The organism is Oryzomonas rubra (assembly GCF_008369015.1).
Taxonomy (GTDB): Bacteria; Desulfobacterota; Desulfuromonadia; order Geobacterales; family Pseudopelobacteraceae; genus Oryzomonas; species Oryzomonas japonica.
Window position 1 is genome coordinate 252,831 of sequence record NZ_SRSD01000003.1, and the last position, 19,161, is coordinate 271,991.

The 19,161-nt window shown below is 59.4% G+C and carries 22 protein-coding genes and 1 riboswitch; of the genes, 12 read left to right on the forward strand and 10 right to left on the reverse strand.

Annotated elements, in window-relative coordinates:
- Positions 1–91: 91 nt before the first annotated feature.
- The 5 genes from ET418_RS06240 to groES form a co-directional block, all read right to left on the reverse strand.
- Positions 92–511: a hypothetical protein gene (locus tag ET418_RS06240; protein WP_149306720.1), complete on the reverse strand. Its 420-nt coding sequence runs from the start codon at positions 509–511 to the stop codon at positions 92–94.
- Positions 512–592: 81 nt separating this feature from the next.
- The gene (gene hemH / locus ET418_RS06245) at positions 593–1,543 is read right to left on the reverse strand and encodes a ferrochelatase (RefSeq protein ID WP_149306721.1); all 951 of its coding nucleotides are present in this window, start codon (positions 1,541–1,543) and stop codon (positions 593–595) included.
- A gap of 100 nt (positions 1,544–1,643) precedes the next feature.
- Positions 1,644–1,961: a cupin domain-containing protein gene (locus tag ET418_RS06250; RefSeq protein WP_149306722.1), complete on the reverse strand. Its 318-nt coding sequence runs from the start codon at positions 1,959–1,961 to the stop codon at positions 1,644–1,646.
- A gap of 260 nt (positions 1,962–2,221) precedes the next feature.
- Entirely contained in the window at positions 2,222–3,868 is a 1,647-nt protein-coding gene (groL, locus tag ET418_RS06255) for a chaperonin GroEL (RefSeq protein ID WP_149306723.1), read from the reverse strand.
- Between the two features lie 166 nt (positions 3,869–4,034).
- Entirely contained in the window at positions 4,035–4,322 is a 288-nt protein-coding gene (groES, locus tag ET418_RS06260) for a co-chaperone GroES (RefSeq protein ID WP_149306724.1), read from the reverse strand.
- A gap of 352 nt (positions 4,323–4,674) precedes the next feature.
- Positions 4,675–4,863: riboswitch (cobalamin riboswitch) on the forward strand.
- 107 nt (positions 4,864–4,970) lie between these two features.
- Here groES and cobU point away from each other — a divergent pair.
- The 8 genes from cobU to ET418_RS06300 all read left to right on the forward strand — a co-directional run bounded on the left by cobU (position 4,971) and on the right by ET418_RS06300 (position 11,175).
- A complete protein-coding gene (gene cobU / locus ET418_RS06265; RefSeq protein WP_149306725.1) occupies positions 4,971–5,504 on the forward strand; it encodes a bifunctional adenosylcobinamide kinase/adenosylcobinamide-phosphate guanylyltransferase in 534 nt (177 codons plus the stop codon).
- 43 nt (positions 5,505–5,547) lie between these two features.
- A complete protein-coding gene (gene cobT / locus ET418_RS06270; RefSeq protein WP_149306726.1) occupies positions 5,548–6,603 on the forward strand; it encodes a nicotinate-nucleotide--dimethylbenzimidazole phosphoribosyltransferase in 1,056 nt (351 codons plus the stop codon).
- Positions 6,604–6,626: 23 nt separating this feature from the next.
- The gene (gene thiC, locus ET418_RS06275; protein WP_149306727.1) at positions 6,627–7,934 is read left to right on the forward strand and encodes a phosphomethylpyrimidine synthase ThiC; all 1,308 of its coding nucleotides are present in this window, start codon (positions 6,627–6,629) and stop codon (positions 7,932–7,934) included.
- Positions 7,935–7,962: 28 nt separating this feature from the next.
- Positions 7,963–8,385: a PPC domain-containing DNA-binding protein gene (locus ET418_RS06280; RefSeq protein ID WP_218043375.1), complete on the forward strand. Its 423-nt coding sequence runs from the start codon at positions 7,963–7,965 to the stop codon at positions 8,383–8,385.
- The gene (gene cobS, locus ET418_RS06285; protein ID WP_149306728.1) at positions 8,382–9,119 is read left to right on the forward strand and encodes an adenosylcobinamide-GDP ribazoletransferase; all 738 of its coding nucleotides are present in this window, start codon (positions 8,382–8,384) and stop codon (positions 9,117–9,119) included. Before ET418_RS06280 ends, cobS begins: the two co-directional genes overlap by 4 nt.
- Positions 9,120–9,155: 36 nt before the next feature.
- On the forward strand, positions 9,156–9,758 hold the full coding sequence (gene cobC, locus ET418_RS06290; protein ID WP_149306729.1) for an alpha-ribazole phosphatase: 603 nt from the start codon (positions 9,156–9,158) through the stop codon (positions 9,756–9,758).
- Positions 9,759–9,887: 129 nt separating this feature from the next.
- Positions 9,888–10,202, forward strand: a complete 315-nt coding sequence (locus tag ET418_RS06295) for a YajD family HNH nuclease (RefSeq protein WP_149306730.1) — start codon at positions 9,888–9,890, stop codon at positions 10,200–10,202.
- A 346-nt stretch (positions 10,203–10,548) separates the two neighbouring features.
- A complete protein-coding gene (locus ET418_RS06300) occupies positions 10,549–11,175 on the forward strand; it encodes a CAP domain-containing protein (protein ID WP_149306731.1) in 627 nt (208 codons plus the stop codon).
- 209 nt (positions 11,176–11,384) lie between these two features.
- On the opposite strand, the gene ET418_RS06305 is transcribed toward ET418_RS06300, so the two are convergent.
- Positions 11,385–11,636, reverse strand: a complete 252-nt coding sequence (locus ET418_RS06305; RefSeq protein ID WP_149306732.1) for a hypothetical protein — start codon at positions 11,634–11,636, stop codon at positions 11,385–11,387.
- Positions 11,637–11,809: 173 nt separating this feature from the next.
- On the opposite strand from ET418_RS06305, the gene ET418_RS06310 reads away from it, so the two are divergent.
- Positions 11,810–12,157, forward strand: coding sequence for a rhodanese-like domain-containing protein (locus ET418_RS06310; RefSeq protein WP_149306733.1), 348 nt, complete (start codon positions 11,810–11,812; stop codon positions 12,155–12,157).
- A gap of 367 nt (positions 12,158–12,524) precedes the next feature.
- On the opposite strand, the gene ET418_RS06315 is transcribed toward ET418_RS06310, so the two are convergent.
- The 4 genes from ET418_RS06315 to ET418_RS06330 form a co-directional block, all read right to left on the reverse strand.
- A complete protein-coding gene (locus tag ET418_RS06315; protein WP_149306734.1) occupies positions 12,525–12,944 on the reverse strand; it encodes an Rrf2 family transcriptional regulator in 420 nt (139 codons plus the stop codon).
- 330 nt (positions 12,945–13,274) lie between these two features.
- Positions 13,275–14,396, reverse strand: coding sequence for a methyl-accepting chemotaxis protein (locus ET418_RS06320; RefSeq protein ID WP_149306735.1), 1,122 nt, complete (start codon positions 14,394–14,396; stop codon positions 13,275–13,277).
- Between the two features lie 74 nt (positions 14,397–14,470).
- A complete protein-coding gene (locus ET418_RS06325) occupies positions 14,471–15,238 on the reverse strand; it encodes a DUF3108 domain-containing protein (protein ID WP_149306736.1) in 768 nt (255 codons plus the stop codon).
- Between the two features lie 60 nt (positions 15,239–15,298).
- Positions 15,299–15,673: a hypothetical protein gene (locus ET418_RS06330; protein WP_149306737.1), complete on the reverse strand. Its 375-nt coding sequence runs from the start codon at positions 15,671–15,673 to the stop codon at positions 15,299–15,301.
- Positions 15,674–15,839: 166 nt separating this feature from the next.
- Here ET418_RS06330 and ET418_RS06335 point away from each other — a divergent pair, with 166 nt between their 5' ends.
- The 3 genes from ET418_RS06335 (at position 15,840) to hpnJ (ending at position 19,156) form a co-directional block, all read left to right on the forward strand.
- Positions 15,840–16,601, forward strand: a complete 762-nt coding sequence (locus ET418_RS06335; protein WP_149306738.1) for a DUF4350 domain-containing protein — start codon at positions 15,840–15,842, stop codon at positions 16,599–16,601.
- On the forward strand, positions 16,583–17,434 hold the full coding sequence (locus tag ET418_RS06340) for an alpha/beta fold hydrolase (RefSeq protein ID WP_149306739.1): 852 nt from the start codon (positions 16,583–16,585) through the stop codon (positions 17,432–17,434). Before ET418_RS06335 ends, ET418_RS06340 begins: the two co-directional genes overlap by 19 nt.
- A gap of 300 nt (positions 17,435–17,734) precedes the next feature.
- Positions 17,735–19,156, forward strand: coding sequence for a hopanoid biosynthesis associated radical SAM protein HpnJ (hpnJ, locus tag ET418_RS06345; protein ID WP_149306740.1), 1,422 nt, complete (start codon positions 17,735–17,737; stop codon positions 19,154–19,156).
- Positions 19,157–19,161 lie beyond the last annotated feature (5 nt).

Below are 19,161 nucleotides of genomic sequence, written 5' to 3' on the forward strand. Positions count from 1 at the left end.
TCCTTCACATAATAGATTAAAGATTGTTCGCGAGATAGTGCCGGCATGCGCAGCACGATCCCTTGAGATATATACCCGGCACCTAGTTCCCTCAGGGCCGGTTCGGGCACGGCTTACCGTTGCAGCCTGGGTTCATAGCCCTGCCGCACCCCATACCCATTGCGATGCACTCGCCGTCACGTTTTCCGCTCGCGGGAAGACCGCTCTGGACACGCAGAGCACTGATCCTGGCCTGGATCGCGGCGATATCGGCCTGCAAAGCCGCCACCTTAGCGGCATCCGGGACGCCCTTCAAGTTTTCACGCTGCAGATCGAAACGCCTGTTCATCATCTCCTGGCGCAAGTCCAGGGTGTCCTGCTGAAATTTCCTGAACTGCTCAGACTGGCCGGCGTTCTGGGCGCACTTTGCGCAGCCGCCATTCATACCGCCCATGGGGTCGCCGGCGAGAGCCATACTCCCGATGGCCAGAGCCAACACCAGGACCGTCAGAGTTAAAACGAATGCTTTCATAAACCTACCTCCTGAAAATTGTTATCATCTAATTATGTGCAACATCCTTCGGCAAACAGGAAATCATCCGAAAGCGGACCGCTACCCCAGAGAGCGCACCAGATCGGCCAGACACTGGATAAAGGCGGGCGAGCTATTGAGGGACTCGCTGCGCCGAAAGTTCGCAATGCCCAGTTTTTGTGCCTCTTCCCGGTACTGGATATCGATTTCGTAGAGGGTCTCGATATGGTCGGAGACAAACGAAAGCGGCACCATCAACAGATCCTTGCAGCCAGCCTTCGCCAGTTCGCCGATCGTGCTCTCGGTGGAGGGCTCCAGCCACTTGACCGGGCCGGCCCGCGACTGGAAGGCGAGATGGTGCTGGATGCCACCGAAATGTTCCATCACCAGCCGCACCGTGGTCTGGATGTGATCGAGGTAGGGATCGCCGGAATCGATGAACGACCGGGGCAGGCCGTGGGCCGAGAAAACCAGTTGCACGGCGCTCCGGTCGGCAAATCCGGCCAGCCCCTGTTCGACCTTCTCCACCAGAGCCCCGATATAACCGGGATGATCGTAGAACTGGCGGATAGAGCTCAGATCGAAGCGCACCTTTGCCTGGGCCAGCACCCGCTCCAACTCGTTGAAACTGGAACCGGTGGTGGCCCGGGAGTAGTGGGGGTAGAGCGACAGCGCCACGACCCGGCTGATGCCTTCCCGCTTGATGGCCGCCAGGGCCTCGATCGTGTCCGGCTTCCAGTAGCGCATGGCCACGAAGCAGCGGTACCCCTCCCCCAGAACCTTTTCCAGCTCAGCGCCCTGCTGCTCGGTCAGCTCACGCAGGGGGGACTTCCCCCCCATCCGCCGGTAATACTCGACCACCGTCTTGGCGCGCCGGTGGGAGATGATCCGCGCAATCACCGGCTGTAGGAAGGCCGGGCCGATACGGATGATATCCCGGTCCGAAAACAGGTTGCAGAGAAACGGTTCAACGGCGTCCAGGGAATCCGGGCCGCCCATTTGGAGCAGCAATACAGCGGTTTTTTCAGACATTTTGTTCTCTCTCTCCCGCCACGCAACAACGGAGGCCGCACCAAGGACAGAGGCACACGGCAGCCCCTCCGTATTCGTCGTACCGGCGTGGCGGATGTGATTACGCGCGGATCATCACCAGCAGCATCTTGAACGGCTTGACCGCCTTGAGTGCATGGGGTTTGTTGGCCGGCATGATGATCATCTGGCCGGCCCCTACCGTCTGGGGGCTCCCTTCGATGGTCACCTCGGCCTCGCCGTCCACCACCTGCACAAAGGCGTCGTAGGGGGCGGTATGTTCGGAAAGCCCCTGCCCGGCATCGAAGGAAAACAGCGTCACCGTTCCGATTGTCTTGTCGATCAACGTCTTGCTGACCACCGAGCCGTCCTGATAGGCAACCAGGTGGCTCATGGTCAGGGCTTTTCCGATCAGGTCCATGTTCTCCCCCTCTTTCAGCCAATAGAGTCTGCCAGCGGCGCCATAATATGATGTAACCACCTTCCAGGCAATAGTTTAAACGCAAAAGGCCGGAGACATGGTGTCTCCGGCCTTTTGCGTTTTTTCATACCAGTAGCAGGAACGTCGATTTTTCGTCAGATCAAGGCGCCGAGGAAGAGCGAGGAGGCGTAGCAGCGCTACGCCGCACGAGTGACTGACGAAGGCAACGCCGAGCTGGCGTAAAAGCGGCGTTACCCGATTTAGTACATGCCGCCCATGCCGCCCATGCCACCCATCCCGCCGCCCGGCATAGCAGGCAGTGCGGATTCGTCCTTCGGCTTCTCGGCGATGAGGGCCTCGGTGGTCAGCATCAGGCCGGCGATGGAAGAGGCGTTCTGTAGGGCCGAACGGGAAACCTTGGTCGGGTCGATGATGCCGGTCTTGATCATGTCAACGTACTCGTCGGAGGAGGCGTCGTAACCGAAAGCATCCTTGCCGTTCTTGACCTTGTCCACCACGATGGAGGCGTCGATGCCGGCATTGTCGGCGATCTGGCGGATCGGAGCTTCCAGGGAGGCCCTGACCACGTTGACGCCGAACTGCTGCTCGGCTGTCAGCTCGAGGCCGTCCAGCACCTTGAGAGCGCGGATGTAAGCCACGCCGCCGCCAGGGACGATGCCCTCGTCAACGGCTGCGCGGGTAGCGTGCAGTGCGTCTTCCACGCGGGCCTTTTTCTCTTTCATCTCGACTTCCGTAGCGGCACCGACCTTGATGACGGCAACGCCGCCCACCAACTTGGCCAGACGTTCCTGAAGCTTCTCGCGGTCGTAATCGCTGGTGGTTTCCTCGATCTGGGCGCGGATCATCTTGACGCGACCCTGGATGGCCTCTTCCTTGCCGTCGCCATCGATGATGGTGGTGTTGTCCTTATCGATGGTGATGCGCTTGGCGCGGCCCAGCATCTCGATGGTGGTCTGGTCGAGTCTGAAACCGACCTCTTCGGAGATCACCTGGCCGCCGGTCAGGATGGCCAGGTCTTCCAGCATGGCCTTGCGGCGGTCGCCGAAACCGGGAGCCTTGACGGCAGCGACGTTCAGCACGCCGCGCAGCTTGTTGACCACCAGGGTAGCCAGCGCTTCGCCTTCGATGTCCTCGGCGATGATCAGCAGCGGGCGGCCGGTTTTGGCGGTCTGCTCAAGAACCGGGAGCAGGTCCTTCATGTTGGAGATCTTCTTGTCGTGGATCAGGATCACGGCGTTCTCAAGGGTTGCTTCCATGCGCTCCGGATCGGTAACGAAGTAGGGGGAGAGATAACCGCGGTCGAACTGCATCCCTTCCACGGTCTCCAGGCTGGTTTCCATGGCCTTGGCTTCCTCGACGGTGATGACGCCTTCCTTGCCGACCTTCTCCATGGCCTCGGCAATGATGTCGCCGATGGTCTTGTCGTTGTTGGCGGAGATGGTGCCGACCTGGGCGATCTCCTTGTGGTCCTTGATCGGTTTGGAGATCTTTTTCAGCTCATCCACGATGGTTTCCACGGCCTTGTCGATGCCGCGCTTGATTTCCATCGGGTTGTGGCCGGCAGCGACCAGCTTGGAGCCCTGACGGTAGATGGCCTGGGCCAGAACCGTGGCGGTGGTGGTGCCGTCACCGGCGACATCGGAGGTCTTGGAAGCGACTTCCTTCACCAACTGGGCGCCCATGTTTTCGAATTTGTCTTCCAGTTCGATTTCCTTGGCAACCGTCACGCCGTCCTTGGTGATCAGCGGCGCGCCGAAGGATTTGTCGATAACGACGTTACGACCCTTGGGGCCGAGAGTAACCTTAACGGCGTCTGCCAGGGTGTTGACACCCTTCAGAATGGCGTTACGACCGTCCTGGTCGAACTTGATAATCTTTGCAGCCATGTTTTATTCCTCCATGTATGAAATTTTTATGGTGTGATCTTATTGCGGCACAGCAAAAGGCTCCAGATGCAAGGCGCGCGAGGAGCGGGGCGCGAGGCGTACCGGAGGTACGTTGAGTGTCCCGCGACGAACGCAACGCCGCAGATGGACCTTCGGCGAAGTCGCTCTATTCTACGATGGCCAGGATGTCTTCTTCCCGCATAATCAAAAACTCTTCACCGTCCACCTTGATCTCGGTGCCCGAATATTTGCCGAACAGGACTTTGTCCCCTACCTTCACGTCCAGCGGCAAAACCTTGCCGTCTTCGGTCTTCTTGCCGTTGCCGGCAGCCACGATCTCGCCACGCTGCGGTTTTTCCTTAGCGGTTTCAGGGATGAAGAGCCCCCCAGCCGTCCTGGTTTCTTCTTCTACCCTCTTGACGAGGATGCGGTCCTGAAGTGGTCTCAAACTCATGTGTCCTTCTCCTTTCTATTACCGTTGGTGGTGTAAAATCATAGACAAGATTAGCACTCGCAACGACCGAGTGCTAACGTAGGGGAATATAATCAACAGGGGGGTAAAAATCAAGGGGTGTGATAATTTTTTTCCCAACAGACCGTTATATTTGCCGAAACGGGTTCATCATCCGATCCGCCCGCCCGATCGGGACAAGTTTTCCGTTTTCAATTTTATGGCAACCGTCTGGTCCACGCGAATTAAATATGCCAGCAAATACGGGCAACTACCGGAATACGCGTAACGACGGCATGCCGCCCGTCACTTTCCGTTTTGACAATTGGTGTGCCGTCTGGTACAAAATCCGCAACTGTTTATCAACCGGTCTGGTGCCGCGCTCTTGATCAGCGCGGTTAAAAGGGAAGAGGGTGCAACTCCCTCGCTGTCCCGCAACTGTAAGGGGGGACCGATGCCGCAGAACGCCACTGGGGAAACCTGGGAAGGCGCGGCAGAGGAATGATCCTCAAGCCAGGAAACCTGCCATGCCGATGCTTTTGGGACCTCCGTGGAACGAGGGGCCGGAGCCGGATAGCATATTCATCCAGGTATTTTCGAGCCCCTGCCCACGTGTTAACTGTGGCAGGGGCTTTTTTGTTGGAGGAACGCATGGCAAAAACTATCTTCATTACCGGCGGGGCGCGAAGCGGCAAGAGCCGTTTCGCCGAGGAACTGGCCCAACAATTCGGCGCGCCGCTCTGCTATCTGGCAACGGCCCAGGCACTGGACGACGAGATGACGGAACGGGTCAAAAGACACCGTCAGCGCCGGGGCGATGCCTGGCAGACCATTGAGGAGCCTCTGCATCTGTCCCATGCCTTGGCCCGTTGCGACGGCACCGGCAAGGCGGTTTTAGTGGACTGCATAACCCTGTGGCTCTCCAACCTGCTCTTTCACTACGAAGAGCGGGACGAAGACGCCGAGGCGTGCATCATGGAGGATGTGCGCCGCCTGACGGCCACCCTGCGTGAGATGCGGACCCCGGTCATTGTGGTGTCCAACGAGGTGGGCCAAGGGATCGTGCCGGAAAACCGCCTGGCGCGCCGTTTCCGCGACATCGCCGGCCAAACCAACCAACTCCTGGCGGCCATGGCGGACGAGGTGTATGTGGCCATCAGTGGAATACCGATCAAGTTGAAATAAATCAGACATTTAGAGAAGAAAACTCACGAAAAGGAGATTACCAATGAATATCGTAGAGACCACGCTGGAACGCATCAAGCCGGTCAACGCCGAACTGCTGCAACAGGCTCAGGCCAAGCTGGACAACAAGACCAAACCCCTGGGCTCCCTGGGCAGACTGGAGGAATTCGGGCGCCGTGTCGCCGCCATCAGCGGCACCATGAATCCCGACACCACCAAGAAGGTCATCTTCACCTTTGCCGGCGACCATGGCGTGACCGACGAGGGGGTTTCGGCCTTCCCGAAAGAGGTCACGCCCCAGATGGCCTTCAACATGCTGGCCGGCGGCGCCGGAGTCAACGTGCTGGCCCGCCATGCCGGGGTCGAGGTACGGCTGGTGGATGTGGGGATGGACTATGACTTCAACGGGGCCCTTGGCCTGATCGACCGCAAGGTGGCCCGCGGCACCAAAAACTTCGCCAAGGGACCGGCCATGACCCGCGACCAGGCTCTGGCGGCCCTGAAGGTCGGCATCGACCAGGCCGACCAGTGCAAGGCGGAAGGGGTGGCCATGGCGGGAACAGGGGAATTGGGCATCGGCAATACGACCCCCTCCTCGGCCATCATCGCCGCCATCTCCGGCATTTCGGTCAAGGACCTGACCCACCGGGGCACCGGCATCAACGACGCCGCCCTGGCGAACAAGATCCGCGTCATCGAACAGGGGCTGGCCCTCAACCGCCCCGACCCAAAGGACCCTCTGGACGTACTGACCAAGGTGGGGGGACTTGAGATCGCCGCCATTGCCGGCCTGGTGTTGGGATGCGCGGCCAACGGCATCCCGGTGGTGGTGGACGGCTTTATCTCCACCGCCGGGGCATTGATCGCCTCGGAAATGCACCCTAATGTGCGCGACTATATCTTTGCCGCCCATGCGTCGGTGGAAATCGGCCACCGTTTCATGCTGGAACGGATCGGCGCCACGCCGATCCTGGACCTGAACATGCGCCTGGGAGAAGGCACCGGCGCCGCCCTGGCCATGGGCCTGATCGAGGCTGGGGTAAAGGTCTTGAAAGAGATGGCCACCTTCGAGCAGGCTGGGGTAGCGGAACAACTATAACCGGACAAGGGGATCATTCCACCATGAAAACTCAGATAGAAGCAGCCCGCGAGGGCATCATCACCCCCCAGATGGCGGCAGTGGCGGCAGACGAGGCGCTGTCGGCGGAGTTCGTGCGCAACACGGTGGCCGAGGGGCGGATCGTCATCCCCTGGAACCACGGCCGCAAGCCCAAGGCAACCGGTATCGGCTTTGGCCTGCGCACCAAGGTCAACGCCTCCATCGGCACCTCCTCGGACATCATCGACTACGAGGCCGAGGTGGCCAAGGCGCGTGCCGCCCTGGAAAGCGGGGCCGATACCCTGATGGAACTCTCCGTAGGGGGCGACCTGGACCGGGTACGGCGCGAGGTGATCGCCTGCGTTGACCTCCCTGTGGGCAACGTACCGCTTTATCAGGCCTTCTGCGAGGCGGCCCGCAAATACGGTGACCCGAACCGGCTCGACCCCGAAGAGCTTTTCGACCTGATCGAGCGGCAATGCGCCGACGGCATGGCCTTCATGGCGGTGCACTGCGGCATCAACCTCTCCACCATCGAACGCCTCAGAAAGCAGGGATACCGTTACGGCGGCCTGGTTTCCAAAGGTGGGGTCTCCATGGTGGCCTGGATGCTGGCCAACAATCGGGAAAACCCGCTCTACGAGCAGTTCGACCGGGTGGTGGCGATCCTGAAAAAATACGACACCGTACTCTCCCTGGGGAACGGCCTCAGGGCCGGGGCCATCCATGACTCCAGCGACCGGGCCCAGATCCAGGAACTGGTCATCAACTGCGAACTGGCCGAACTGGGGCGCGACATGGGGTGCCAGATGCTGGTGGAGGGACCGGGGCATGTCCCCCTGGACGAAATCGAGGGGAACATCAAACTGCAAAAGCGCATGAGCGGCGGTGCGCCCTACTACATGCTGGGGCCGATCACCACCGACGTGGCACCCGGCTTCGACCACATCACCTCGGCCATCGGCGCGGCCCAGTCGGCCCGCTTCGGCGCCGACCTGATCTGCTACATCACCCCGGCCGAGCACCTGGCCCTGCCCAACGAAGATGACGTTCGCCAGGGGGTCAAGGCCGCCAAGATCGCCGCCTATATCGGAGACATGAATAAATATCCGGACAGGATGCGGGAACGGGACAAGGAGATGTCCAAGGCCCGCCGCGACCTGGACTGGGAAAAGCAGTTCCAGCTGGCCCTCTATCCCGAGGACGCCCGGGCCATCCGCGCCAGCAGGATACCCGAGGACAGCGCCACCTGCACCATGTGCGGCAACTTCTGTGCCTCCCGGGGCGCAGGAAAGCTCTTTGCAGATGACCTGAAACAGGATAAGATCTGACGATCACATCGGCAGGAAAAGAGACACCGTGTACAGTTCCATTACATCGCTGTCGTTACGGCTACAGCCGGGGGATGACATTCGCAACTCCTTATCCCGCCTGCTCCTGGATCGGGAACTGCCGGCAGCCTGCGTGCTCAGCTGCGCGGGCTGCCTGAGCCGGGCAGCCCTGCGGCTGGCCGGCAACGGCGGCGGCACCATCATCGAGGGGCCGCTGGAGATCGTTTCCCTCTCCGGCACCCTCTCCCCCCAAGGCCCGCACCTGCACATCGCCTTTGCCGACAGCATCGGCCGCGTGCTGGGCGGGCACCTGCTGGACGGCTGCATCGTCCTGACAACGGCAGAGATCGTTCTAGCGATCCTGCCCGACGTGCGCTTCTCACGCCGCCACGACGCCGCCACCGGCTATGCGGAGCTGGTCATCACCTCTCCTGTCGAAGTAACGCCATGAAACCCTATCTTGTCGCCTTCCAGTTTCTGACCATCATACCACTCCCTTTCAAGGTGAATTGCGAGGCCCGGGACCTGGGGCGTTCCACGGCGGTCTTCCCCCTGGTGGGGCTGACCATCGGCGCCCTGCTGGCCGGGCTCAACTGGCTGATCACCCCCTGGCTGGCCCGGCCGCTGACCGACGCGCTGCTGGTTACCGCCCTGGCCGCCGTGACCGGAGCCCTGCACCTGGACGGCCTGGCCGACGTCTGCGACGGCATCGCGGCCCGGGGCGGCAGGGAACGCTTCCTGGAGGTCATGAAGGATTCCCGGGTCGGCGCAGTCGGCGTCGTCGGCATCGTCCTCGACCTGCTCCTGAAATGGCAGGCCTTGCTGGCGGTGCCGGCCGGCATCAAGATGCAGGCCCTGCTGTTCTTTCCGGCCCTGGCCCGCTGCGCCCAGGTCCTCGCCATGACCGGCGCCCGCCATGCCCGCAAGGAGGGGCTGGGCGCGGTCTTTATCCAGGGCACCGGCAATGCGCGGCTGATTGCCGCCCTGGCCCTGACCCTGGCAGCGGCATTTGTCCTGCCGCCCCTTACCGGCCTCTCCGCCTACGTCGCCGTCATCCTGTTGACCGTGGCGCTGCGCTGCTACTTCCAGCGCCGGCTGGACGGCCTGACTGGCGACGTGCTGGGCTGCATCAGCGAACTGGCCGAAATCGCGGCCCTGGTGGTCATCTCCATCAGGTTTTCCTGATCCTCCCAGACTACCTTTGAAAGGAACCATACAGACATGACCCCGGCAACCCGCATCTACCTCATTCGCCACGGCCAGGTGGAAGGGCACGACCAGCCCCGTTACAACGGCCAAACCGACGTGGGCTTGACCGATGTCGGCCTGGAGCAGTACCATGTTCTCAAGGAGCGCCTGGCCGGAAAACCGCTCTCGGCCTGCTACACCAGCGACCTGTCGCGCTGCGCCATCGGCGCGGATATCATCTGCGGCCAGTTCGGCATCGAACCGGTGAAGAGGCCGGAGTTACGGGAGCTGAACATCGGCGTCTGGGAAGGCCTGACCTGGAAGGAGATCGCCCAGCGCTGGCCCATGGAATGGCAGGCGCGGCTGAACGATCTGGTCAACTACCGGGTGCCCCGGGGCGAGAACCTGCTGGATGTTGAGGCGCGGGTCATGCCGGTCATCGGGGAGATCGTGGAGCGCCACAAGGGGCAGGAGATACTGGTGGTGGGGCACGGCGGGGTCAACCGTATCGTGCTCTTGAACGCCATCGGCGCACCCTTGGCCGGGATGTTCAACATTGAGCAGAACTACGGTTGCCTGAACATCATCGATTACTATGTCGACGGCAGGGCCACGGTCAAGCTGCTGAACGGGTGAACGGCCGTGCAATAAGCCCGTCTGCGGCGTACCAAGGGGCACGCCTCATGCTTCAGGGGCCGCACGCCTTGCATCTGGAGCTTTTTGCCCAGCCGTTGCCGAAACATTTTTTGAGAAAGGAATTTCACCATGACACCCCCAAAACGACCGGTCACGGTCAAACTCCCCTCGGCCGCCGAAGCCGCGGCCCGCATAGAGGCCATGCGGCGGCAAACGGAGGGCAGCGCCAACTACCGGACAAAGTCCTTGAAGATCCACGGCCCGATCTGCGCCAAATGCGGCCGGGAATTCGACCAGTCCAACCTGCACCTGCTGACCGTCCACCACAAGGACGGCAACCACAACAACAACCCTGCCGACGGCAGCAACTGGGAAAACCTGTGCGCCCACTGCCACGAGGACGAACACAGCCGGGATCTGCTGGGGGACTATCTCAGCAAATAGGTTGACCCTGTTTGCTGAGCTACCCTCGGCCAGAATTCCCCCTGCCAGCGGTCCGCAAAAGGACCTCCTCCCCTGAAAATAGCCACTCGTAGCAAAACCCATCAGTACGCTCGCCACACGGTAATTAAAACATCCTGCAGACGTCTGCAACTTTTGTCGTTTATGTAAATTAAATCAGCATCTTGTTCCCAAGCCTACGCAGCTATAACTGCTACATTTTCCGAATAAGGGGACACAACGGCATGAAGACCCGTTCTCTATAATCTTTTGTTTTTTGGGTTTATTTTCTTTTGATGAAGTATAATTTGAGCCAAAGCACTATGATATTTACCGGCGGTTTCGAAACATGAGACTTCTTTGTTCTGCCATCTTTCTGCTTCTGGCGCTGGCCCCACCTGCCGCTGCCCTGGATCACAACCTGGCCGTGCAGGTCCTGGGAGAGATCAACCTGGCCCGCACCGCACCGCGCACCTATGCCACCTTTCTGCGGGAATTCCGCAACCGGTTCCGGGGCACCTATTTCCTGCTGCCGGGCAGCGACACGCGCATGCAGACCCGTGAAGGGGTTAAGGCCGTGGATGAGGCCATCCGGTACCTCTCCCGCCAGAAGCCCCAGCCGCCCCTTACCTGGTCGGACGGGTTGGCAGCGGCAGCGACCGAACTGGCGGAGGAGCAGGGACGCTCCGGCGCCACGGGCCACACCGGCTTGGAGAGTCACGGCATGCGAGAGCGGATCGACCGGCACGGGAAATGGAACCGGCAGATCGCCGAGAATATCGGCTATGGCCCCACAGAGGCCCGGAACATGGTCATGCAATTGATCATCGACGACGGGGTACCGGACCGGGGGCATCGCAAGAACACCTTCAGCGCGGTTTTCAGGACCGCCGGGGTCGCCTGCGGCCCTCATCCGGGTTTTGGAGGCATGTGCGTCATTGATTTTGCGGATACGTTCAGGGAGTATGGAGAATAGACGGCCATCTATTCGGGGAGAGGAGAGGAAAAGTCGGATGCCCGGTGATCCGATGGAAGTTTTATCGGCCTAGGGAAGCCCAGCGCACAATTCTCGGCCATGAGCAGCGTCACCGGCACTATTCTCACCGACTTGGCGGCCCAGACGCTCAAGATCCGCCTCCGCAGATTACCAGACGCAGTTCACCTTCTGTCACCATGGCCACCCAATCACGCCGCGCGCATCATGGGGTGCCCATGGTGGTGATGCCCCCTGGCGCCGTAGTGGGCGTGCCTGATCTTGACGGTATCCAAGGTCAGGGGCCACAGCTTGTCGCAGAATTTCGTGATCGCGTTCCGAGCGAGATCAAGCTCTTCGGTGTCAGATTCTCCCCGCGCCTTGAGTTCACTGATCTCTACCGTCAGGGCATTCAATATCCGTTTCAGTATCTTTGCCCGCGCTTTTCTCATTTCGATTGTCATGGCTGAACTCCTCACCGACATTCATTCATGGTTAGAGTATACTCCATTTGCCGTCTGGATAGAGCCCTGTTTAACGTTTTCCTGAGCCTATTGAATTATTCGGTCTTTTGTGGCTACAGTGGTTTACAGGGTGCAAACGACTATCAGAACAGATTCAGGAGGTGAATAGTACAATGAAAATGGCAAAAACCATGTTTCTGTACCTGGCGTTCGTGCTGGCGTTTTACGTCGCAACAGCCTTTGGTGCCGGCAAGGAATCCGTGGTTATCGACGTCAGGACCGAAGCGGAATGGAATACGGGGCATGTGGAAGGGGCGCGGCTGATCCCCCATGAGCGGATCGGGAAAGATATCGGTACGGTGACAGGGGATAAAAGGACCAGAATCTATCTCTATTGCCGCACCGGTCGAAGAACCGCCCTTGCCTTCGATGTGCTGAAAAAGGCGGGCTATGAGGACATCATCAATCTGGGGACCGTGGAGAACGCGGCCAAGGAGTTGGGCAGACCGATTGTGAAGTAGCGGTCACGAGGAGAGCACTCATCAGAGACACCCTCCAACTGAAACGTGGTGCCCGTTGCCGAACGAAAGATCCCCCTGCCGCAGGAACGGCAGGGGGATCGGAAAGCGCCTGCCGCGGAGAGCGGCAGGCTAGCGTATGCAACCTTCTTTACAATGCGATACGGGGCGAATCCTGAAACGTTCGGTAAACATGGCTGTTCCTCCTTTCTCTCGGATTTGGAATCAAGCCTGCAGGCTTAATTCCCAGCTTACCTCCACCGGTGACCACTGGCCACCGCGAAGAGGGGAAGGCTCGTTGCGACACACCAAGGCATAGTGAATTTTCCAAAATTGTTACCTTTAACGTTACAATTTATGCCAAAAAGCATCACACACTCTTAACATCTGAAACGACCTCTTCAAGCGTAATACTCTTCAAACTATCCTCAACCGACAGTTGCGTCTTTTCCAAGACCCTCTCCAGGGCAGCCTTGATATTGCAACTCACGGGACATGGTTTTTGGACGTCATAGCCATGGATTGAAAAGGCCTTCGGCGCATCCACCGCCTCGTAAATATCAAACAACGATATCTCACTCGCTTTTTTGGCCAGCGTACAAGTCCCCGCCTTGCCGGTGGTCGTATGAACCAACCCCGCCTTGGATAATTTAGACAGAACTCGCCGAACAAAACTGGGGCACGTATTAACGCTCCTCGCCAGGCTGCTGGAGGTCATGTCCGCCCCATCCTTGTAGCCAAGCCCGGTCATGATATGCACCGCTATGGAGAATTGCGTGTTGTTCGACATATTGTTACTATATTAGTAACAGAATAAAAAAACAAGCATTATCTCGATGGCCTCTCCAAGGACGCAAACGGGCCATCCCTCCCGTGCCATACGCGCAGCACCCTTCCCCTGACAGTACCGCTGAAACAGAAACTCCCCGGGATTATCCGAGGAGTTCATAAACAAAAGAAGCGGCCTTCGGACCTTCCCTTGTATACGTGTATTTATCTCGTATATCAGGTACGTCGTCTTCGTGCTTCTTCCATATTAGCGATCACTTCCCAACCAACACGACAACGGCGCTCTGTTCTGCCGAGCGGCCGCGATGCGCCGGGGTGCCGGGGGACGGCATCACCCCCCGTGGGAAATTTCTTCGAGATTGCCGGCAATGACCGTTGCCGTGGCAGCCTGTTCCTCGGATGCGGTGGCAATCTGGGAGATCACGTCCTTGATCTGATCGATGGAAATGACGATCCCATTCAAGGATTCCTCCACGTGCTTGGAAAGACGCTCACTCCCTTCCGCCTCGTTCTTCCCCTTTTCGATGGACTCCACCGCCTCGGCGGCTCCGGTCTGAATCTCCGCGACCATGGCGCCGATCTTCTTGGTCGATGCCATGGTGCGATCCGCCAGGCGGCGGACCTCGTCGGCGACGACGGCGAACCCGCGGCCTTGTTCACCGGCGCGGGCCGCTTCGATGGCTGCGTTGAGGGCCAGCAGATTGGTCTGCTCGGCTATTTCATTGATCACCGTGACAAACTCGCTGATCTTTTCCGATTTCGCCCCCAGGTCGCCGACGATGGCGGCCGAACTGCGGACGATCTCGGCTACCTTCTGCATCTCCCTGACAGCCTGGTTGACGATCTTCTGCCCATCGTAGGCATTTGCGGCGACGTTGGCGGCCGAATCCGAGGCATTGGTCGTGTTGCGGGCCACCTCGTTGACGGTCATGCTCATCTCTTCCATAGCCGTGGCGATCTGCTCGACCCTGGACTCCAGGTAGTTCTTGCGCTCGATCTCCCTGCGCTGATGTTCCACCACCGCCTTCTCGGCCGTGATGTCGCTCCAGCAGGCCATATAGCACAAGACCTTGGAGGAATCCTGGCTATCCCAAACAGGGTAGGCCGTCGTCCGCAGGGTGACGCTGCCGATGGGTATCTCGGCGGTGTGGGGCAAATCCGTCCGGGGATTGCCGAACAAGCGGCGGATACGGGACGGGTCCTTGTGGTACTGATGGATGGAATTGCCGAAGGCATTGCCCGCATCGGCCCCGCCCAACCCGGCGTTGAGTTCGCTGCGGTGCCGGCTGAGCAATTCCTTTGCCCTCCTGTTCATATAGAAGATCTTGTTATCGGTCGTCGTATCGCAGAGCATGACGATGTTGTCCACATTGTCCATCATCTGCTCCAGTTTGGAGATTTCCGCGTCCTTTGCTTCAATCTCCCGTTTGTTCGTACCTCCGAATATGCCCATGATTGCTGCTCCTTGTGGAAAATGTTTCCTCATATTGAAATCGGCAAAACCAATAAAAGCCACCTTATCCATAACTACTTCTTGTTTGGCCAGTAGTTTCCGCCCACCAGGGTGGCGGTGATGCTGCCGATCTTGACCTTGGATTTCATCAGTACCGGTATGCGACGGTCATCGTCCGTCAGCCAGATGTACATGTCGCCGGTGCGGGCAAAGATTCCCTCCGACTTGAGCAGCGGCTTGATCACCACCGTCTTGAACCTCCCCAGGGGGGTCTCGATCACTTCCCGACGCAGAACCCGCACTTCAGTGTTCCAAAGCTTTTTGCAATCGAATATATCGATATAGTAGGACGTGCCCACCTGGAGCGGGATGGAACGAAAATAGAAAAAGCTGGACAGGGTGTCGTAGGTCCGCCTCGTGATGCTCTTGGTTGTTTCACTGTTCTTCAACAGGTCCTTGGTGCGGACCTCAAGCTTCCGGCGGTCGAAGACCGCATCCTTCTGGAAGCGGGTCCACCCCTCGCGGATACGTTCGCGATACAACCGGGGGACCCCGATATAGAGGGGCGGCGAACCAGAAATCAGCACCGATTCTATCCGGTCTTCCACCGGGAAAAAGACCCTCAGCCAGTCGGCGGATTTGGCGGTGGATACGATATGCACCTCGTTGCCTTCGAGGGTTACCTCCTGCACCGCCCGGCCAGCCGGGATGCCGGTGTAGGAAATCTCGAACTCCAAACGCTCCGGCATCGGAAAAGCCGATACAGAGCGAGGCATCACCACCAGCCCTGCGCAGAGCGCCAGCATCACCATCAGGAAAACGACACTCGCCGGTTTATTCATTGCCCGCTCCCACTTTCGTCTCCTGTCTTCCGTGCGTTCGGCTCGCCGCATCAGGACACACTAAGCCTGTCCGCCGGTGGGAGTGCTCTCAAACGCGTTGCGCAGCTTATGCAGTTCCTCCATCTCTTTCAGCTTGTCCCCCAGCCAGGCGTGGAAGACGCGGGCGTTTTCATAGCTCATCGTCACACCGGTATCGATGAAACGCACCATGCTGCTGCTCAGCCCCTCGGGCTCAACGGCGACTTCCCGGCCGATGGCGCCTTCGGGGGTAATCTCGTGGCTGATCGACTCGGGTAGGGGCTGACGCTCCAGATAAAAGTGTATCACCATTTCGCCGCGGGGCGAGAAGCCCCCCTGGGCACCATTGACATAGGTTGGGTTGTATCCGTAGTTAAAGATATACTTGAAGGTGATCTCGGGTTTCTTGGCGTCCATCCATAATCTCCTTTTCATGTGATTTGTCACCTGATCGAACGAAAGCAATGCGTTCCTATGTCACTTACCACACCCGGCAGAGTCAGGAAAAGAAATTCTTGCAAAAATATTGGCCAGGACCTATAAAAGACCTACAAAGTCTTGTTTCATAGGAGGAATTCCCTGAATGAACAAAACAACACTCACACTTAGCCTCATATTCGCACTGATTCTGACCGCTTTACCATCGTTTGCCGCAGTGGTGCCCCCGACCGTCATTTTCGACCAGGGGCACGGTCAGCGATTTACGACCGGCGACCCGGGGGAACTCCAACTCTCAAAGCTGGCTGACACCCTGCGGGCCTCCGGGGCCACCATCACGACGACCACAGCCCCCCTGAGCGACGAGAGCCTCAAGGGCGCAGCCGGACTGGTCATATCCGGCGCCTTCAAACCGCTCCAGCCGGAGGAGGTCGAGGCGGTTGCCCGTTTTGTGCAGAACGGGGGGAGATTGGCCGTCATGCTGCACATAGCCCCTCCCCTGGGCAATCTGCTGGCCCGGCTGGGAATCGATTTTTCCAACTCGGTCCTGCATGAGCGCCAAAACGTCATCGACAGCGACTTGAACTTCCGCGTCACCGACCTTTCCCCCAATCCCCTCTTCTCGGGTGTCAGCAGCTTCTCGGCCTATGGCGTCTGGGCCATCAGGCCCGGCACGTCATCCAGCGCCATCGCCCGCACCTCGCCCGAGGCCTGGGTTGACCTGAACGGCGACAAGGTCCTGTCCAAGGGGGACGCCGTGGGCGCCTTCGCGGTCATTGTCATGGGGTCCCAGGGAAAAGGCGAGTTTACGGTCTTCGGGGACGACGCCATCTTCCAGAACCGTTTTCTGGATGACAACAACCGGAAACTGGCGGCCAATCTGGGGACATGGCTGACCAGACACTAGAGGCCGGGGAGGGATATTTCCACCCTTTCTCCGGCGACGGCATCCATTACCGTGTGGTCGGAAGCGGCCGTCGCCACATCCTGTTCCTGCACGGCTTCGCCGCTTCGCTGCATACCTGGGACGACCTCGCGCCGTTTTTCCCGGCCGACGAGTACACCCTCCACCTGTTGGACCTCAAGGGGCACGGCGGATCGTTGAAACAGTGCCGGGGCGATTATTCGACCCGGCACAACGCCCGTATCGTCTGTGCATATATCCGTTCCCGCGCCTTGAACAGTGTGAGTGTGGTAGGCCACTCCTTCGGCGGGTTGGTGGGGATGTCCGCAGCCTTGGACTGCCCGCAGATCTCCCGCCTGGTCCTGATCGATTCTCCCGGTTTCCCCCAGGCGTTTCCCCGTTTCATGCGTATCCTGCGCATCCCGTTTCTCGGCCCGCTGTTCATGGCATTCCTGTCCCCCCGCCGGCTCGCCCGCAAGGGGCTTGAATCGGTCTTTTACCGGCACGAACGGATTACGGAACGGCTCGTCGAACGCTACGCCGCCGGGTATGGAGGACTGGTGGCGGCTCATGCCCTGGCGGAAACCGTACGGCAGATGATACCGGATGATGCGGAACAGATGACCTGCCGATATGCCGGCCTCGCCATTCCGGTCCAGATCCTGTGGGGAGAGCACGACCGGGTCGTCAAACCGTGGCAGGGGCACAAACTGCATCAGGAGATAGCCGGTTCCCGGCTCACCATCATCGCCGACTGCGGCCATAATCCCCACGAGGAGCGACCCGAAAGGACTTCTAACCTGATCCGGGCGTTCCTGGCCGGCGAGCCCGGTTGACAGGCCTGAACGGAACCGTTAGAAGGAGTCAATGTGACCACTTTTGGAGTATCCCATGAAAGAAGGCCCTATTCAAAACAGCCATGACCGTTGTTTCGTTGCTCTTGGCCTTCGGCCTTTCGTTTGCCGCCGACGCCGAACAGCCGAAAAAATAGCGGGCAACACCCGTTCGGTTTCCGGAAGAGGGGTGGTCAAAGCGGCCGCCCCTCTTCCGTTTTGCCGCTACGACAATGGTATGCCTTGACTTAATCGGCGAATATCTGTAAGTTTATACTTTTACAATAGCTGTAAGGAGTTGAAATGAAACCACTCTTTTTAAATCCCCCTACCTTCGAGGACTTTGACGGCGGCGCCGGCGCCCGCTACCAGGCATCACGCGAGGTGACCTCATTCTGGTACCCCACCTGGCTCTGTTATCCGGCCGGGATGATCGAGGGGAGCCGCGTCGTCGACGCACCGGTGCAGCGCCTCTCCATCGAGGAGTGCCTGGCTATTGCCAAGGATTACGACCTGGTGGTGATGTACACCTCCACGCCGACCCTGAAGATCGATATCGAGACCGCACGCCGTATCAAAGCCCAGAAGCCGGCAACCGTCACGGTCCTGACCGGCCCGCACGTCACCATCTTGCCGGAGGAATCCCTCAAGGCCGGCGCAGGCGTCATTGACATCGTCTGCCGCGGCGAGTTCGATTACGCCGTCAAGGAGCTGTGCGAGGGGCGGGAGTGGGAGAGCGTGGAGGGGATCAGCTTCCTGCGCGACGGCACGGCGGTGAATACCCCGGACCGGCCGATTCTGACCGATCTGGACGCGCTGCCGTTCGTGGCGCCGATCTACAAGCGCGACCTGCCGATCAAGGAATACGTCATTCCACACTTCAAGAGCCCGTACGTGGCGATCTACACCAGCCGGGGCTGCCCGGCCAAATGTACCTTCTGCCTCTGGCCCCAGACCTATTCCGGCCAGAAGATGCGCACCCGCTCCCCCCAGAGCGTCTTTGAGGAGGTCAAATGGATCAAGGAGAACCTCCCCGAGGTTCGGGACATCTCCTTTGACGACGACACCTTCTCGGCGGACAAGAAACACGCCCGCGCCGTAGCCGAACTGATCAAGCCCCTGGGCGTCTCATGGGTGATCAATGCCCGCGCCAACTGCGACTACGAGACCCTCAAGGTCATGCGCGACGCCGGCCTGCATCACGTCATCGTCGGTTTCGAGAGCGGCAACGCCCAGATCCTCAAGAATATCAAGAAGGGGGTCACCAAGGAGCAGGCCATCCAGTTCGTCAAGGATTGCAAAAAACTGGGGATCACCATCCATGGCGCCTTTATTATGGGGCTGCCGGGCGAAACGAAGGAGACCATTCAGGAAACCATCGCCTACGCCAAGATGCTGGACCTGGAATCGATCCAGGTTTCTCTGGCCTCCCCCTACCCCGGCACCGAGTTCTTCGAACAGTGCAAGCGGGAAGGCTGGATCGCCTCGGACGCCTACATCGACGACACCGGGCACCAGATGTGCGTCATCAACTACCCCCACCTCTCCAACGCCGAGATCTTCAAGGCGGTGGAAGAGTTCTACAACAAGTTCTACTTCCGGCCGAAATACATCCTGCGCAGCATCGGCAAGATGATCGTCAACGGCGAGGAACGCAGAAAGCTGCTCAAGGAAGGCAAACAGTACCTTGACTACATGCGCAAGCGCAAACAGACGGCGTCCTGAAGCAG

Bases quoted from the DNA above. Each gene is read 5' to 3' on its own strand.
- ET418_RS06240 (WP_149306720.1), bottom strand. From the start codon at position 511: ATGAAAGCATTCGTTTTAACTCTGACGGTCCTGGTGTTGGCTCTGGCC.
- hemH (WP_149306721.1), bottom strand. From the start codon at position 1,543: ATGTCTGAAAAAACCGCTGTATTGCTGCTCCAAATGGGCGGCCCGGAT.
- ET418_RS06250 (WP_149306722.1), bottom strand. From the start codon at position 1,961: ATGGACCTGATCGGAAAAGCCCTGACCATGAGCCACCTGGTTGCCTAT.
- groL (WP_149306723.1), bottom strand. From the start codon at position 3,868: ATGGCTGCAAAGATTATCAAGTTCGACCAGGACGGTCGTAACGCCATT.
- groES (WP_149306724.1), bottom strand. From the start codon at position 4,322: ATGAGTTTGAGACCACTTCAGGACCGCATCCTCGTCAAGAGGGTAGAA.
- cobU (WP_149306725.1), top strand. From the start codon at position 4,971: ATGGCAAAAACTATCTTCATTACCGGCGGGGCGCGAAGCGGCAAGAGC.
- cobT (WP_149306726.1), top strand. From the start codon at position 5,548: ATGAATATCGTAGAGACCACGCTGGAACGCATCAAGCCGGTCAACGCC.
- thiC (WP_149306727.1), top strand. From the start codon at position 6,627: ATGAAAACTCAGATAGAAGCAGCCCGCGAGGGCATCATCACCCCCCAG.
- cobS (WP_149306728.1), top strand. From the start codon at position 8,382: ATGAAACCCTATCTTGTCGCCTTCCAGTTTCTGACCATCATACCACTC.
- cobC (WP_149306729.1), top strand. From the start codon at position 9,156: ATGACCCCGGCAACCCGCATCTACCTCATTCGCCACGGCCAGGTGGAA.
- ET418_RS06295 (WP_149306730.1), top strand. From the start codon at position 9,888: ATGACACCCCCAAAACGACCGGTCACGGTCAAACTCCCCTCGGCCGCC.
- ET418_RS06300 (WP_149306731.1), top strand. From the start codon at position 10,549: ATGAGACTTCTTTGTTCTGCCATCTTTCTGCTTCTGGCGCTGGCCCCA.
- ET418_RS06305 (WP_149306732.1), bottom strand. From the start codon at position 11,636: ATGACAATCGAAATGAGAAAAGCGCGGGCAAAGATACTGAAACGGATA.
- ET418_RS06310 (WP_149306733.1), top strand. From the start codon at position 11,810: ATGAAAATGGCAAAAACCATGTTTCTGTACCTGGCGTTCGTGCTGGCG.
- ET418_RS06315 (WP_149306734.1), bottom strand. From the start codon at position 12,944: ATGTCGAACAACACGCAATTCTCCATAGCGGTGCATATCATGACCGGG.
- ET418_RS06320 (WP_149306735.1), bottom strand. From the start codon at position 14,396: ATGGGCATATTCGGAGGTACGAACAAACGGGAGATTGAAGCAAAGGAC.
- ET418_RS06325 (WP_149306736.1), bottom strand. From the start codon at position 15,238: ATGAATAAACCGGCGAGTGTCGTTTTCCTGATGGTGATGCTGGCGCTC.
- ET418_RS06330 (WP_149306737.1), bottom strand. From the start codon at position 15,673: ATGGACGCCAAGAAACCCGAGATCACCTTCAAGTATATCTTTAACTAC.
- ET418_RS06335 (WP_149306738.1), top strand. From the start codon at position 15,840: ATGAACAAAACAACACTCACACTTAGCCTCATATTCGCACTGATTCTG.
- ET418_RS06340 (WP_149306739.1), top strand. From the start codon at position 16,583: ATGGCTGACCAGACACTAGAGGCCGGGGAGGGATATTTCCACCCTTTC.
- hpnJ (WP_149306740.1), top strand. From the start codon at position 17,735: ATGAAACCACTCTTTTTAAATCCCCCTACCTTCGAGGACTTTGACGGC.